This is a genomic window from Marinobacter sp. LQ44, assembly GCF_001447155.2.
In the GTDB taxonomy this organism is placed as follows: domain Bacteria; phylum Pseudomonadota; class Gammaproteobacteria; order Pseudomonadales; family Oleiphilaceae; genus Marinobacter.
This window is the reverse complement of sequence record NZ_CP014754.1, coordinates 1044180-1058102: the sequence shown is the minus strand read 5'-3', so window position 1 is coordinate 1058102 and position 13923 is coordinate 1044180. Positions and strand designations below refer to the sequence as shown.

Sequence of the window (13923 nt, the reverse complement as noted above, 5' to 3'; positions counted from 1 at the left end):
GTCAGTGGCCCGAAAACTCACTCAATGACCTTGGGTACCAGGTACAACCCATCCTCGGTCGCCGGCGCAATTGCCTGAAACGCCTCCCGCTGATTGGTCTCGGTAACCACATCCGGCCGCAGCTTCTGTACGGCATCCAGTGGATGCGCCATCGGCTCCACGGAATCGGTATCCGCTGCACTCAACTGATCCACCAGATCCAGGATATTGCCCAGATCCTTCTCCAGAGCCGAAACCTGCTCGCCGTCCACCTTGATGCGGGCGAGCACGGCAACTTTCTCGATGTCCTCGCGGGAAATGCTCACGTTGCCTCCATTAAAGCGTGTGTGAAAACAATTTAATCCTAAAGAGCCCGAACGACTCTAACTGGCTGATTTTGGCGCTTTTCAGCTGTCCGGGGATGCCTTGGGGAGGGGCTTTCCAAAAATCTGCGGAGCCATGGATGGCGGAGCCGAAGCGCCACAGGGATGTGCCAAAGGAGCGTTTTTTGGAAAGCCCCTCCCCAAGGCATCCTTGCACCCAGAGAAAACAAGCCCGACATATTAGCAGAATCACAACCAAGATTGGCCCCGAAACAGTACCGAAAATGTGAGAATGGTAAGCTGAGAGCCCTGATGTTGCCTTGCCTGAGAATGGCCTCACTGCTAAAGTTGCGTGATTCTTCTACATCCGCAACCGCAACTCTCAGGTTGAAACAACACGAATGTTAATCAAAAGACTCCGAGGCATCTTCTCAAGCGACCTGTCCATCGACCTGGGCACCGCCAACACCCTAATCTACGTGCGTGAACGCGGAATCGTACTCAACGAACCCTCCGTTGTTGCCATCCGCACCAGCGGCTCCCAGAAAATGGTGGCTGCTGTGGGTTCCGAAGCCAAGCGCATGCTCGGCCGTACCCCCGGCAACATAACCGCCATCCGCCCAATGAAAGACGGTGTGATTGCGGATTTCGTTGTTACCGAAAAAATGCTCCAGCACTTCATTCATAAAGTGCACGAAAACAGTTTTATTACTCCCAGCCCCCGCGTACTGGTGTGTGTGCCCAGCAAGTCCACACAGGTGGAGCGCAAGGCCATCCGTGAGTCTGCCCTGGGCGCGGGTGCTCGTGAAGTGTTCCTGATTGAAGAGCCCATGGCCGCGGCCATTGGTGCAGGCCTGCCGGTTGAAGAAGCCAGCGGCTCCATGATTGTCGATATCGGTGGTGGGACTACGGAAATCGCCATTATTTCCCTGAACGGCATCGTTTACGCTGAATCGGTGCGGGTTGGCGGCGACAAGTTCGACGAAGCCATCGTTACCTATGTGCGCCGCAACTATGGCAGCCTGATCGGCGATTCCACCGCCGAGCGGATCAAACATGAAATCGGTTGCGCCTATGAAGGCCTGGATATCCGCGAGATTGATGTGCGTGGTCGCAACCTGGCAGAAGGTGTGCCCCGTGCGTTCACCCTGAACAGCGAAGAGATTCTCGACGCGTTGCAGGAATCACTTGCCCAGATCGTGCAAACCGTCAAAAGCGCGCTTGAGCAGTCTCCACCTGAGCTGGCGTCTGATATCGCTGAGCGCGGAATCGTGCTCACCGGTGGTGGTGCACTTCTGCGAGGCCTCGACAAACTTATCAGTGAAGAAACCGGTCTGCCGGTGATCATCGCCGAAGACCCCCTGACCTGTGTTGCCCGTGGTGGCGGCAAGGCGCTGGAAGTCATTGATCGCGGTGGCATCGGAATGTTCTCCCAGGAGGGTTAATCCCGTGGGAGGGCTAAGCCATTAAGACCATCTTTGTCCAGGGGCCGGTACCCGGCTTCAGGCTCTTTCTTGTGATTCTGGTATCGGCAGCGTTGATCGCTGCCGATGCCCGTTTTGACAAGCTCACTCCCGTTCGAAGTACCCTCGCCACCGGCCTGGCTCCTGTGTACTGGCTGGGCAATGCCCCCTATCGGTTCAGTGACTGGTTTTCCGGGCTCTTTGTCAGCCGTGAAGATCTCCAGAGCGAAAACGAGGAACTCAAGGCCCGGATGCTGATACTCGAGCGCCGTGCGCTGAAGTATGCGGCGTTGGCGTCGGAGAATAATGAATTGCGCCGCCTGCTTAACTCGTCGGAGGTATTGGATGACCGGGTGATTGTGGGCGAAGTGGTGGGTGTTTCACCCGATCCGTTTTCCCACGAGATCATCATTAATAAAGGCCATAGTGACGGTGTGACCACCGGGCAGGCTGTGCTGGATGCCGAGGGTTTGATGGGGCAGATAGTGCAGACCAGCCAGTTCACTTCTCGGGTGTTGCTGGTGTCGGACAGTAGCCATGCGGTGCCCGTCGAAGTGGTCAGAAACGGCTTGCGTTCGGTGTTGTTGGGTAATGGTGAAGTCGATCAGCTGGAACTGGTGCATGTGCCGGATACTGCCGATATACGGGAAGGGGATACCCTGGTCAGCTCCGGCCTTGGTGGCCGTTTTCCCCGGGGCTATCCGGTGGCTGAGGTCAGTCAGATCACCAAGGAACCGGGGGAACCCTTCGTGACGATTCGGGCCAGGCCCATGGCCAGACTGAACCAGAGCCGGCTTGTGCTGGTGGTGTTTCAGCCTGAGTCCCGGGAGCGCCGCGAGTCTGCGGAACCGCAGACCACGGAAGAGGAGGCCAACTGATGCTGTCGGTCATTAGCTACCCGCTGTTTTTCGTGACCGTTGTGCTTGCGCTGGTGTTGAGTATATCCCTGTTCCCGGTAGGCTGGTTTGAATTCCGCCCGGAATGGCTGGGTTTGGTGGTTTTTTACTGGACCTTCCGTGCACCGGCGCAGTTTGGGATCCTGATGGCCTGGTGTCTCGGGCTATTACTGGATGTACTTGAGGCCACCCCCCTGGGCACCAACGCGCTGGGTATGGCACTCATTGCTTTCCTGGTGCTGACCATCCATCAGCGCCTGAGAATGTACCCGCTACCGCAACAATGCCTTATGGTCTTCCTGTTGTTGGGCATCAACCAGATGTTGGTGCACTTCATCAAACAACTGCTGGGCGCCGATACGGCAGGGTTCAGTTACCTGTGGCCGGCATTAACCAGTGCGGTCGCCTGGCCCTTGGTCAGTGGCCTGCTGGACCGCCTGAACCGGAAGCTGGGCTAGCACCATGCAGACACTGATTCTTGCATCTGCCTCTCCTCGCCGGGCTGAGCTGTTACAGCAAATTGGGCTGACGTTTCAGGTGCAGCCCGCGGATATTGATGAAACCGTGGCTGTGGGCGAGACGGCAGAACGGTATGTGGAGCGGTTGGCTCGTGAGAAGGCGCTGCGGGTGGCCGGCGAGAACCCCGGCACACTGGTTCTGGGCTCGGATACCTCTGTGGTCTTGCAAGGTGAGATTCTGGGGAAACCGGTCGATGCGGCGGAGGCAAAAGCCACACTGGCCCGGTTGTCTGGCCAGCAACACCAGGTGATGACGGCGGTGGCGCTGGCGCGGGGAGAGGTCTGCCAATCGCACCTGTCGGTCACCAACGTAACCTTTCGAAGCCTGTCCGAGGCAGAAATCCGGGCCTATGTTGACAGTGGCGAGCCTATGGATAAGGCCGGCAGCTACGGTATTCAGGGCTTGGGTGGTATCTTTGTCAAAGCGTTGCAGGGCAGCTATAGCGCGGTGGTGGGGTTGCCCCTCCTGGAAACCGCCGGGTTGTTGGCAGAGGCCGGTTTTCCGGTCTGGCAGAACTGGCCGAGTTGTAAGGAGAGCCAAACATGAGCGAAGAAATTCTCATCAACGTTACGCCGGTGGAAACCCGGGTAGCGTTGGTTGAAAACGGCATGCTTCAGGAAGCCTACATCGAGCGGACCAGTCGCAAGGGTATTGTCGGCAACATCTATAAGGGCAAGGTGGTTCGTGTGTTGCCGGGCATGGAAGCGGCGTTTGTGGATATTGGCCTGGAGCGGGCCGCGTTCATACACGCCTCGGATGTTGCCTGCAGTCAGTCCGGGCCGGAGGAGCCTTCGGATGGCCCGAAAACCGTGCCGGATATCCGCACCCTGTTGCGTGAGGGGCAATCGCTGGTAGTTCAGGTCACCAAGGACCCCATTGGCACCAAGGGAGCCAGGTTGACGACCCAACTGTCTATTCCTTCCCGATACCTGGTGTTTATGCCGGGGGTCAGTCATATTGGTATTTCCCAGCGGATTGAGGATGACAACGAGCGCACCCGGCTGAAAACCCTGATTGAAGAGGCGGCTGAAAAGAGCGACGACGTCCAAGGTGGCTATATCATCCGCACGGCAGCGGAAGCGGCGGCGGCTGAAGACCTGATCGCCGATATGGCCTACCTGCATCGGCTTAGCCAATCCATACAGGATCGGATTGGTAGCGCGCCCGCACCATCCGTGGTCTACCAGGACCTGCCATTGTTCATTCGCACCATTCGGGATCTAATCCGGCCGCAAACAGAAAAAGTGCGCATCGACAGCCGGGAAAGCTACCAGCGGGTAATAGAGTTTGTGCAGGAGTTCGTCACGGAATTCGCCGACAAGGTTGAATACTATCCCGGTGAGCGGCCGATTTTTGATCTGTATTCGGTCGAGGACGAGATCCAGAAGGCACTTAGCCGCAAGGTGCAGCTGAAATCCGGTGGTTACGTCATCATCGACCAGACCGAAGCGATGACCACCATTGATATCAATACCGGCGCGTTTGTCGGCCACCGGAATCTGGAAGAGACCATCTTCAAGACCAACCTGGAGGCCGCCCGTGCCATCAGCCGGCAGCTGAGGCTCAGAAACCTCGGTGGCATCATCATCATAGACTTTATCGATATGGACGACCCGGAGCACCAGCGCCAGGTACACAGGATGCTGGAGAAGATGCTCGAGCGGGATCATGCCAAAACCAAGATCACCGGTGTCTCGGAACTTGGCCTGGTGGAGATGACCCGAAAACGCACCACAGAAAGCCTTGGGCAGGTGCTGTGCGAGCCTTGCCCGATCTGCGATGGACGGGGCTTCCTGAAAACGGCAGAGACCGTTTGCTATGAGATTTTCCGCGAGATTCTCCGGGTGAACCGGGCCTATGAAGCGGAGAACTATCTGGTGATGGCATCACAGAAAGTGGTTGATCGTCTGCTCGACGAGGAATCCGACAATGTCGCAGACCTCGAGACCTTTATCAGTAAGACCATACGCTTCCAGGTAGAACCCTTCTACAGTCAGGAACAGTACGATGTGGTCCTGCTCTGACGCCCGCTGAACAGGGCTGTCGAAGGAGTATCGATTACGATGCAAGGCCGTGAACAGGAGCAAGCTCAGCAGCAACGCCGGGGCGCCGGCAAGCTGGCGCAGTTACTTGAGCACCTGGCAAACGGAGTCTGGTGGTTTATCTTCGCCGTGCTGGTGGTGTTTGCCCTGTACGTTGGATTGGGGCGGCAGCTGACCAGTAATATCGACCGTTTCACCGGCGAGCTTTCTGAGCAACTCTCCGATCGCACCGGGCTGGATGTCCGGATTGGTCGTCTTTCCTCCCGCTGGCACTGGCTAGACCCGGCAGTAACCGCTACTGATCTGACCGTTCACCACCCGGAAACCGGCCAAGCCATTGCCGAGCTTGAGTACTTGCGTCTGCGTCTGGATTTTCTGTCGTCGGTACTGCGATTTCGTTTGGTGTTCGAGGACTTTGAGGCCGATGGCTTAACCCTGAGCCTGGCCCGGCAGTCCGGCCTGGACCTGCTCGAGCCGCCGGATGAGCTGACCGACCTGACCCGCCCCGGTGGCCAGGACCTGCAAACCTGGCTCAGGCTGGCCGGGCGTTGGCTATCCGATCCGCGGCTGACCATGACCCGGATCAGCCTTGGCATTGACGACGGTTCAGGCAATACCCGGCATTTCGATATTCCCCAGCTGGACCTGGTCTACCGCCGTGGTTTGTTTCAGGCCTCAGGCAGGGCCATGCAGCCGGGAACCACCACCCAACTCGCCAGTTTTGCCCTTGTGGGGCAGCACTTTTTTCGGGGCGAGTTTACCGGCCAGCTGTACCTGGATGTCGATTCCGGTCGGCTGTTTGATGGCCTTGTAGACGACCTGAGTTGGCGAGGTCTTCGTGTAGAGGGGGCAGACCTGGGCGGGCGCGCCTGGCTGACCTTTGAACGCGGTGAGCTGGAGCAGGTTCAGGGGATGGTGCGAACTCCCTATTTGCAGCTTGGGGTCAACATGGAGTCGTTGGCTCCGCTGGAGAATATCCAGGCGCGTTTCGGCTGGCGCCGGGATGGTCCCTTGCAGCTTCAGCAACTACAGTGGCAGTGGCTGGACCATGACGTTCAACCCTTTGGATTGCGCCTTGAGCCCGATTCCGGAGGTAATATCCTGATTGCCGATGGCGTGCCGCTGGCGCCGATCCGGCGGCTTGTGCAGAACCTTCCGTTGCTTCCGGCCGTGGCCAATCATGCGCTGGAGCAATACCGGCCATCCGGCTACCTTGACGACGTGATCCTGACGCTGCCGGAAGATCCGGCCGGCTTCCAGCTGTCCGGGCGATTGCGGCAGGTGTCGGTCGAGGCTGCGCAAGGGGCACCGGCTGCCCGCGGGCTTGATGGCCATATCCTGATGACCGCCCGTTCCGGCCACGTAACCCTGGATACCACCGGGCCCGCCTACCTGGGCTTCCCAAAGCTCTATGGTGCTGGCTGGAGACTGGATTCGATGGCCGGCACGGTATCCTGGGAGCTGGCGGGCCCGATAACCCGTGTGTTTGCCGACGATCTCCGATTTACCTACGCCGACCGTACAACACTCACCGGTGCGTTTGATTTAAGGCTGGATCGGTTTGGCGAAGACAACCTGGGCTTGCGCGTTGGCGTTGAGAACGGTGATGCGTCCATGCTCGCAGATTTTGTCCCGGCCAAGGTGGTGAACCCCGGGCTCTATCAGTGGTTAACAACCGCCATTATGGAAGCCGATATCACCGCCGGTGAGTATTACGGTCACGGCCGTATCGATTCCGAGGCACCCCGGGGATCGTTTGTCTCATCCATGTGGTACGAGTTCGACAATGGCGTTGTCCGTTACGACGAGCGTTGGCCGGAAGTGCAGAGCGCCCGCGGCCGGGTTGAGGTTCAGAATGCAGACACTCTGGTTACTCTGGAACAGGGCCTGACTGGCGGGCTGGAACTGCGCTCAGGTGTCGTAAGGGTTGTGCCGGGAGATGGAGAGGAGCCGACTCGGGTAAGGGTTGATGCACAAGCCGATGTGCCAGGTGAGAGCGTGCCGTTCTGGATGACTGAGACGCCGCTTGGGGATATGACGGGAATGGCGGCCGACGAGCTGGATTTTCAGGGGCTTTATCGGTTGGCACTGAACATTGACCTGCCGCTGGCAGAAGGTGAGGAGACGGCGGTGAATGCCATGGTGGCCACGTCAGGAGCCACGGTCTCTTACCCGGCGGCAGGACTGGTCTGGACAGGAATCGAGGGCGAGGTCCGCTACGATACACGTCGGGGATTTTCCGGTGAGCCACTTCTGGCAGAGTTCTTCGGGCAACCGGTGACGGTCGAGTTCGAACAAACAGCGCAGGGCCCGTCGGGCAAGGGCACGGCCTCGTCTATTCGCCAGACCGGCCGGGTTCCTTTGCCGTCGTTTTTGCATCAGTTCGGGCTGCCGGAGGGCTCTGCACTCGGGATGTCTGGTAGCCTGGATTACTCGGCCCAGCTGAGCGCGGCGGCTGAGCGCGCCTCCCGGATAACGGTAACTTCCGATCTTCAAGGCCTTGCACTGGACTGGCCGCAGCCTCTGGGCAAGACGGAGTCGGATCAGGCCCGGTTGCAGGCGCTTATAGACCCCACGGACAGTGAAGGTGTTCGTGTGACGGGTGACTGGCAGGATCGGTTGGCCTTCGATCTGCTGTGGAAATCGTCAGGTTTTGACCTGGGGCTCAGTGAGCTGAACCTGGCGGGGCATAATCTCAGAAATATACAGATCAATGCGCTGGACCTGGGAGATCGCTGGGTGTTCAACACGGAATCTGATCGGGTTCAGGGTAGGGTGATGGTGCCCTCGCAGGGAACGATTGAAGCGGATCTGCAACGCCTCAGCCTGATGCGCTCAGATACGGTCGGTGAAGACCAGAGAGACCGGCAGGTATTGACCCTGGAGGAGCAACTGGAAGCATTCCGAGCTCTGGACGTGGGGAGTTGGCCCGATATTGATGTGACCATCGCGGACCTCAGGCTGGGCGATGAGTCTGCCGGCCGCTGGCAGTTCGCCATGCGGCCGCAGCCGTTCCGCCTGAACATCGAGGAAATTGAAGGGCAACTGGACACACTGGCGCTCACTGGCAGGATGAGTTGGAGTGTGGTTGATGATCGCGAAACCAGCCGATTTGTCGGGACGCTCTCAGGCGGTCGCCTCCGGGAACTTGAGGCACTGACCGGTGCGCCAATTCCAATGAATAATGAGCAGACTCAGGTTGACCTGGATCTGGACTGGCCCGGCCGTCCGGATGAGTTTGCCTTGGAACAGCTCAGTGGCCAGGTCAGTGTTCGCCTGGATGACGGAGTCATTATGGAGCAAAGTGGCTCAGCCCAGTTGTTCCGAATCTTCAATCTGCTCAACACCGACACGCTCTGGCGCCGGCTGCGCCTGGACTTCTCGGATCTTTATGAGCGCGGCATTGCGTTTGATGCTATTTCAGGCAAGGCTGTCATTGTAAACGGGCTGGTTACCCTGGACCCAGAGCTGCAACTGGTGGGGCCTTCGGGGGCTTTCAAGATGAGTGGGTCAACCAATATGGCCGATGAGAGCCTGGATATGCGGTTGGTGCTGGTGCTTCCGGTTACCCAGAACCTGCCTCTGGCTGCCATACTGATGGGAGCAAGTGCGCCCATTGGCGGCGCACTCTTTGTACTGGACAAAATTCTGGGTGACCCATTGAGCAAGCTGACCAGCGCCACCTACAGTGTCACCGGTAGCTGGAGCGAGCCCAAAGTGGATCTTCGCCGGGTTTTCGATACGGGTGAGTAGAGGAGTCTGAGCATGACCCAAGTTGCAGCGATTCAGATGGTGAGCAGTCACAACCTGGCCGGTAACCTGGCCGAGGCTGAGGCCCTGTTGCGTGATGCTGCCGCCCAAGGTGCGAAAGTGGCAGTATTACCTGAGAATTTTGCGGTTCTGGCCACTGCTCAGATGCGCGAGTGCGGTCGGCAGGAAAGTGGCGGTGAATCGGTGATCCGCCGCTTTCTTTCAGAACAGGCCGAGAGGTTGGGGCTATGGATTGTAGGTGGTTCCATGCCACTGGCAACACGACCCGATGGTTCTGATGTTCCCGACAGGGTGCGTGCAAGCTGCATTGTCTACAACGATCAGGGCGAGGAAGTTGCCCGTTACGACAAAATTCACCTGTTTGACGCCATGGTAGAGGATTCCCATGGCCAATACCGGGAGTCGGATACCTTCGAGCCAGGTGACCAGGTGGTTACCGTGGATACTCCCGCCGGCCGGCTGGGGATGGCTGTGTGCTACGACTTGCGGTTTCCTGAACTGTTCAGGGCGCTGCGGGAACAGGGTGCCGAGTGGGTGTGCCTGCCCAGCGCCTTTACCTGGCAAACTGGAGACGCCCATTGGCACCCACTGATTAAAGCCAGGGCCATCGAGAACCAGGTTTGGGTGGTTGCCCCCGGCCAGGGGGGGCAAAACAGTGAGCGACGCAAGACTTATGGCCACAGTTTGATCTGTGACCCCTGGGGCAGGGTGGTGACGGAACTGGATGAGGGCCCAGGCCTGGTTGTGGCAGACCTGGATATGGAAAAACTGAACCAGGTTCGGGCCAGAATGCCGGTCTGGGAGCACCGCCGTCTTTAACTTAGAACTCCGCTCAGCGGGTTGCTTTACTGCTCTGCGTCGTCAATCCATTCCCGGAGGGCCCGGAACAGTTTTCGGGCCTGACCGGTATTTTTCTGTTTCTCCACATCCTTGCGGGCGTTACGAACCAGGTTGCGTAGGTGCTGAACGTCAGCCGCCGGGCAGTAGTCAATAAACTCACCCACCACCCGGTCACCCTCGGAGATCATCCGGTCGCGCCAGCGCTCGGCCAAGTGGTGCCGGCGGGTATGTTCGTCGCTGCCCGCATGGAAGGCCCCAATGGCCCGAGCCAGTGCCTCCGGGTCATCCTCCTGCCGGATGATCTTGCCAATGTATTGCAGGTGTCGCCGGCGGGCTTCGCGCTGATTAATGCGTCTTGATTCGACGATCGCTGCTTTCAGACTGTCGCTGATGTCAAGGGATGCCAATTGCTCGTCATTAAGATCCAGCATCTGTTTACCCAGGTCCTGGAGCGCATGCATTTCCCGCTTGATCTGGGATTTGCTCGGGCCGAAATCCTCCTCGAGCTCCTCGTGGTGCGGGTTAATATCAGGTTGGCTCATGGTAGATTCCTTACGCATAGAAGATCGTGGCCAGCCCCAGGAAGGCCATGAAACCGACAACGTCGGTCACGGTTGTTAAGATGACGCTTCCCGCGAGGGCGGGGTCTATGTTCCTGGACTTCAGGAACAGGGGCAAGACCGTGCCGACCAGTGCCGCGGCTACAAGATTGATAATCAGGGCAGCGGCTATAATCGCGCCAATCAGCCAGTCCTGGAACCACAGCACGGCGGCGGCCGCCACAACCACCGCCCAAAGCAGCCCATTGAGAACGCCGGAGAGGAATTCGCGGTTCAATAGCCAGCCAACATTGGCTCCGCTGATCTGACCCACCGCCATACCACGAATTACCAGTGTCAGGGTCTGGCTGCCTGCAATCCCGCCCATGCTGGCGACAATGGGCATTAACACCGCCAGCGCCACAACCTTGGCGATCGTCTCTTCGAACAGGCCGATAACCGCTGAGGCAGTGAACGCGGTAATCAGGTTGATGCCGAGCCAGACTGCCCGCCGGCGAGTGGTTTTCATGACGGGGGCGAAGGTATCTTCGTCCTCGTCAAGACCGGCCATACTCATCAGCGAATGATCAGCGTCTTCCCGGATAACGTCGACCACGTCATCGATGGTGATACGGCCCAGCAGTTTGTTGTCATCCCCCACGACGGGGGCCGAAATCAGATCGTAGCGCTCGAACAGCGTGGCAACTTTCGTGTCTGAGAGTGTGACCGGAATCGGCTCGATATCGGTGTCCATCACCTCACGAACTGTGGACGCGGGGTTGGACACCAGCATACGGGTGATGGGCAGCATGCCAATGAACTCGTCTCGCCGGCTGACCACAATCAGGCTGTCCGTCATGGGGGGCAGGTTACGGTGGCGGCGCAGGTACCGCAGTACCACGTCAATACTGATATCCGGGCGCACCGTGATGGTGTCCGTATTCATCAGGCCGCCGGCAGTGTCCTCGGGGTAAGCGAGCACTTCCTCTACCCGCTGCCGGTCTTGCTCGTCCATGGTGTCCAGGACTTCCTGGATCACCGTGTCTGGCAGCTGCTGGAGCAGGTCGGCCAGGTCGTCGGACTCAAAATCCTCAATGATATCGGCCAGCTCCTGGGCATTCAGCTGGCTCAGGAAGTAGGCCCGGATGTCGTCACCGAGATACTGGAGGACTTCCCCTTCCAGTTGCTTATCGACCAGGTTCCACAGCAGGGCGCGTTGGCGGGGCGGGGAGGATTCCAGCAGGTGTGCGATATCGCTGGGGCTCAGGCCGCCGTTAAGGATGCGGGCAACCTGTTTGAGCGCGCCACTGTCCAGGGCCTCACTGAGGGAGCGAAGGCGCTGGCGGGCCTGACTTTTTTCCAGAATATCGGTCATGAAACCACCTGCAATCAGAAAACTGTCGCATTATAGCGGAGTTAGCGGCTTCAGGTGAGAAAGGATTGTAGGTGAATAACGAACCCGGCTTGGTTCAACCCCCTTCGCCGAAATAATCATCAATCAGTTCGATGAGCGCATCGATGGCTTCCTGCTCATCGGGGCCATCAGCGACCAGCTCAATGTCGGTGCCCTGGCTGGCGGCCAGCATCATCACCTGCATGATATTCTTGGCATCCACGTCCCGGCCCTTGCCGCGTATCCGCACCTGGCTGTCAAAGCCGGAGGCGGTGGCCACCAGCTTAGCGGTGGCGCGGGCATGCAAACCCAGTTTATTGATGATGGTGACGGGGCGGCAGATCATGGCGGATCAGATCTCCCCGCGGGCTTGAAGGTGGGGCAGCTCGGTATGGCGAACCTGCACGTTGCTGTATCGGGTACGGAAATGCTGGCCCAGTTGCTCACAAACATAGACGGAACGATGCTGGCCACCGGTGCAGCCGATGGAAATGGTCATGTAGCTTCGGTTGCTGTCGGCGAACGAAGGTAGCCAGGTATCCAGGAAGCGGATCAGGTCGTCCACCATTTGCCCGGTGAGAGGTTCCCGCTCGAGAAACTCGATAACGGGTTGATCGGTACCGACGTATTTGCGCAGGCTGGTGTCCCAGTATGGGTTCGGCAGGCAGCGCACATCGAAAACGTAATCGGAATCAACCGGTACGCCATGCTTGAAACCAAATGACTGGAACAGCAGTGCAAGCTCCTGGTCCTTTCTTCCCACCACCCGCTGTTTGACCATGTCACGAAGTTCATACATCGACATGCCGGTGGTGTTGATGTACAGGTCTGCCAGTTTTGACAGGGGTTCCAGAAGAGCCTTTTCGTTGGCGATGGCCTCCCGAAGAGAGGTTTTGTCATCACTCAGGGGGTGCTTTCGGCGTGTGGCGTGGAATCGTTGCAGCAGGGACTGTTCATCGGCATCCAGAAATATGATCTCGACAACGACTCCGGCATCGCGCAGCTGGCGATAGATCTGTTCGAAATTGGCCAGTTCGGCAGACAGGTTGCGGGCATCGATGCTGACGGCCATTTTCCGGAGTCGCCCAGGCGCTTCCTGCTGCGCCGCCTCCCGGGTTAGCGGGAACAGCAGTCCGATGGGAAGGTTGTCTATGCAATAGAAGCCCAGATCTTCGAGTACGTGCAACGCGGTACTCTTACCGGACCCCGATCGGCCACTGACGATGATCAGTTTCATGATGGACGCTCCTGCCTGCTTAAGTTGGTGCTACTGCTTGTCAGGATGCCGCTGTCATACGCTGGTACAGGGACGCTGAATCCTGACACTGGCGAAGCTGTTCACAGAAGCCGTTGTCGTTGAATTTCTCGGCCAGCTGGCTAAGCAGCTCCAGATGTTCACTGGTGGCTTCTTTGGGCACGATCAAGGCAAACACCAGATCGACCGGCTGATTGTCGATGGCATCGAAGTCGATGCTTTCTTCCAGCGTCATCAGCACCCCGATCACACGGTCCAGCCCTTCCAGGCGGCAGTGGGGTATAGCGATACCCTGGCCGATACCGGTGCTGCCAAGCCGCTCGCGAGAAACCAGATTGTTGAAGATCTCGGTGTCGCTGAGGATTTCATCCTGATGATGAATATGCTCTGCGATGGTTTCCAGTACCCGCTTCTTACTGGAGGCTGGCACTCGGCACAGCGTCAGTTCGGGAGCCAGAATGTTGTCGATGGTCAGGGATGTATCGCTCATGGATCGACTGTGATTCCGTAAAAAAAAGGCTGCGGCCGGTATTCCCCGCCGCAGCTCGTATCATTGAAACACCCGGTAAGGCGGCGCGAAGGGCGCGCTCAGCCGTTGCCGTGCATCCGGTCTACATTCTTTTCTTTGTGCTTGAGGATCTGGCGATCCAGTTTGTCCACCAGCGAATCAATCGCGGCGTACATGTCCTCGCTTTCTGCCTTTGCGTGGATCTCGCCACCGATGACATGCAGGGTGGCTTCGGCCATCTGACGTACCTTCTCAACTTCCAGCGTCACCTGACAGTTGCTGATGTGGTCAAAGTGACGCTCCAGCTTCTCGAACTTGGTGTTGACGTAATCCTTCAGTGCAGGGGTCAGTTCTACGTGATGGCCTGAAATGTTGAGTTGCATAGGCGTCTCCTG

The 13923-nt window shown here is 58.3% G+C and carries 14 protein-coding genes; 7 read left to right on the top strand and 7 right to left on the bottom strand.

What is annotated here, in order from left to right; translation table 11 throughout:
- Window positions 1-17: 17 nt before the first annotated feature.
- Window positions 18-305: an Asp-tRNA(Asn)/Glu-tRNA(Gln) amidotransferase subunit GatC gene (gene gatC, locus ASQ50_RS04940; RefSeq protein ID WP_058092033.1), complete on the bottom strand. Its 288-nt coding sequence runs from the start codon at window positions 303-305 to the stop codon at window positions 18-20.
- A gap of 398 nt (window positions 306-703) precedes the next feature.
- Between gatC and ASQ50_RS04935 the strand changes: the two genes are divergently transcribed.
- The 7 genes from ASQ50_RS04935 to ASQ50_RS04905 are packed head-to-tail and all read left to right on the top strand — an operon-like array spanning window position 704 to window position 9812.
- Entirely contained in the window at window positions 704-1747 is a 1044-nt protein-coding gene (locus ASQ50_RS04935; RefSeq protein ID WP_058092032.1) for a rod shape-determining protein, read from the top strand.
- Window positions 1748-1776: 29 nt separating this feature from the next.
- Window positions 1777-2643, top strand: a complete 867-nt coding sequence (gene mreC / locus ASQ50_RS04930; RefSeq protein WP_076657153.1) for a rod shape-determining protein MreC — start codon at window positions 1777-1779, stop codon at window positions 2641-2643.
- Window positions 2643-3119 carry a rod shape-determining protein MreD gene (gene mreD, locus ASQ50_RS04925; RefSeq protein ID WP_058092031.1) on the top strand — a complete coding sequence of 159 codons (477 nt, stop codon included), beginning with the start codon at window positions 2643-2645 and terminating at the stop codon, window positions 3117-3119. Before mreC ends, mreD begins: the two co-directional genes overlap by 1 nt.
- A 4-nt stretch (window positions 3120-3123) precedes the next feature.
- Window positions 3124-3726, top strand: a complete 603-nt coding sequence (locus ASQ50_RS04920; RefSeq protein WP_058092030.1) for a Maf family protein — start codon at window positions 3124-3126, stop codon at window positions 3724-3726.
- Window positions 3723-5204 (top strand): ribonuclease G, encoded by a 1482-nt coding sequence (gene rng, locus ASQ50_RS04915; RefSeq protein WP_058092029.1) that lies wholly within the window; start codon window positions 3723-3725, stop codon window positions 5202-5204. The genes ASQ50_RS04920 and rng overlap by 4 nt, the downstream gene beginning before the upstream one ends.
- A 39-nt stretch (window positions 5205-5243) precedes the next feature.
- A complete protein-coding gene (locus tag ASQ50_RS04910; protein ID WP_058092028.1) occupies window positions 5244-8975 on the top strand; it encodes a YhdP family protein in 3732 nt (1243 codons plus the stop codon).
- 12 nt (window positions 8976-8987) lie between these two features.
- Window positions 8988-9812, top strand: a complete 825-nt coding sequence (locus ASQ50_RS04905; RefSeq protein WP_058092027.1) for a carbon-nitrogen hydrolase family protein — start codon at window positions 8988-8990, stop codon at window positions 9810-9812.
- A 26-nt stretch (window positions 9813-9838) separates the two neighbouring features.
- Here the strand turns inward: ASQ50_RS04905 and yjgA are convergent, their stop codons facing one another.
- The 6 genes from yjgA to hpf all read right to left on the bottom strand — a co-directional run bounded on the left by yjgA (window position 9839) and on the right by hpf (window position 13911).
- Window positions 9839-10375 (bottom strand): ribosome biogenesis factor YjgA, encoded by a 537-nt coding sequence (yjgA, locus tag ASQ50_RS04900; protein ID WP_058092026.1) that lies wholly within the window; start codon window positions 10373-10375, stop codon window positions 9839-9841.
- 10 nt (window positions 10376-10385) lie between these two features.
- Entirely contained in the window at window positions 10386-11747 is a 1362-nt protein-coding gene (gene mgtE / locus ASQ50_RS04895) for a magnesium transporter (protein WP_058092025.1), read from the bottom strand.
- A gap of 94 nt (window positions 11748-11841) precedes the next feature.
- Window positions 11842-12111, bottom strand: a complete 270-nt coding sequence (locus ASQ50_RS04890) for an HPr family phosphocarrier protein (protein ID WP_058092024.1) — start codon at window positions 12109-12111, stop codon at window positions 11842-11844.
- A gap of 6 nt (window positions 12112-12117) precedes the next feature.
- Complete coding sequence (rapZ, locus tag ASQ50_RS04885; RefSeq protein ID WP_058092023.1) at window positions 12118-13002, bottom strand: RNase adapter RapZ; 885 nt, start codon at window positions 13000-13002, stop codon at window positions 12118-12120.
- Window positions 13003-13042: 40 nt separating this feature from the next.
- Entirely contained in the window at window positions 13043-13510 is a 468-nt protein-coding gene (gene ptsN, locus ASQ50_RS04880) for a PTS IIA-like nitrogen regulatory protein PtsN (RefSeq protein ID WP_058092022.1), read from the bottom strand.
- 98 nt (window positions 13511-13608) lie between these two features.
- Window positions 13609-13911, bottom strand: coding sequence for a ribosome hibernation promoting factor (hpf, locus tag ASQ50_RS04875; protein WP_058092021.1), 303 nt, complete (start codon window positions 13909-13911; stop codon window positions 13609-13611).
- Window positions 13912-13923: the final 12 nt, after the last annotated feature.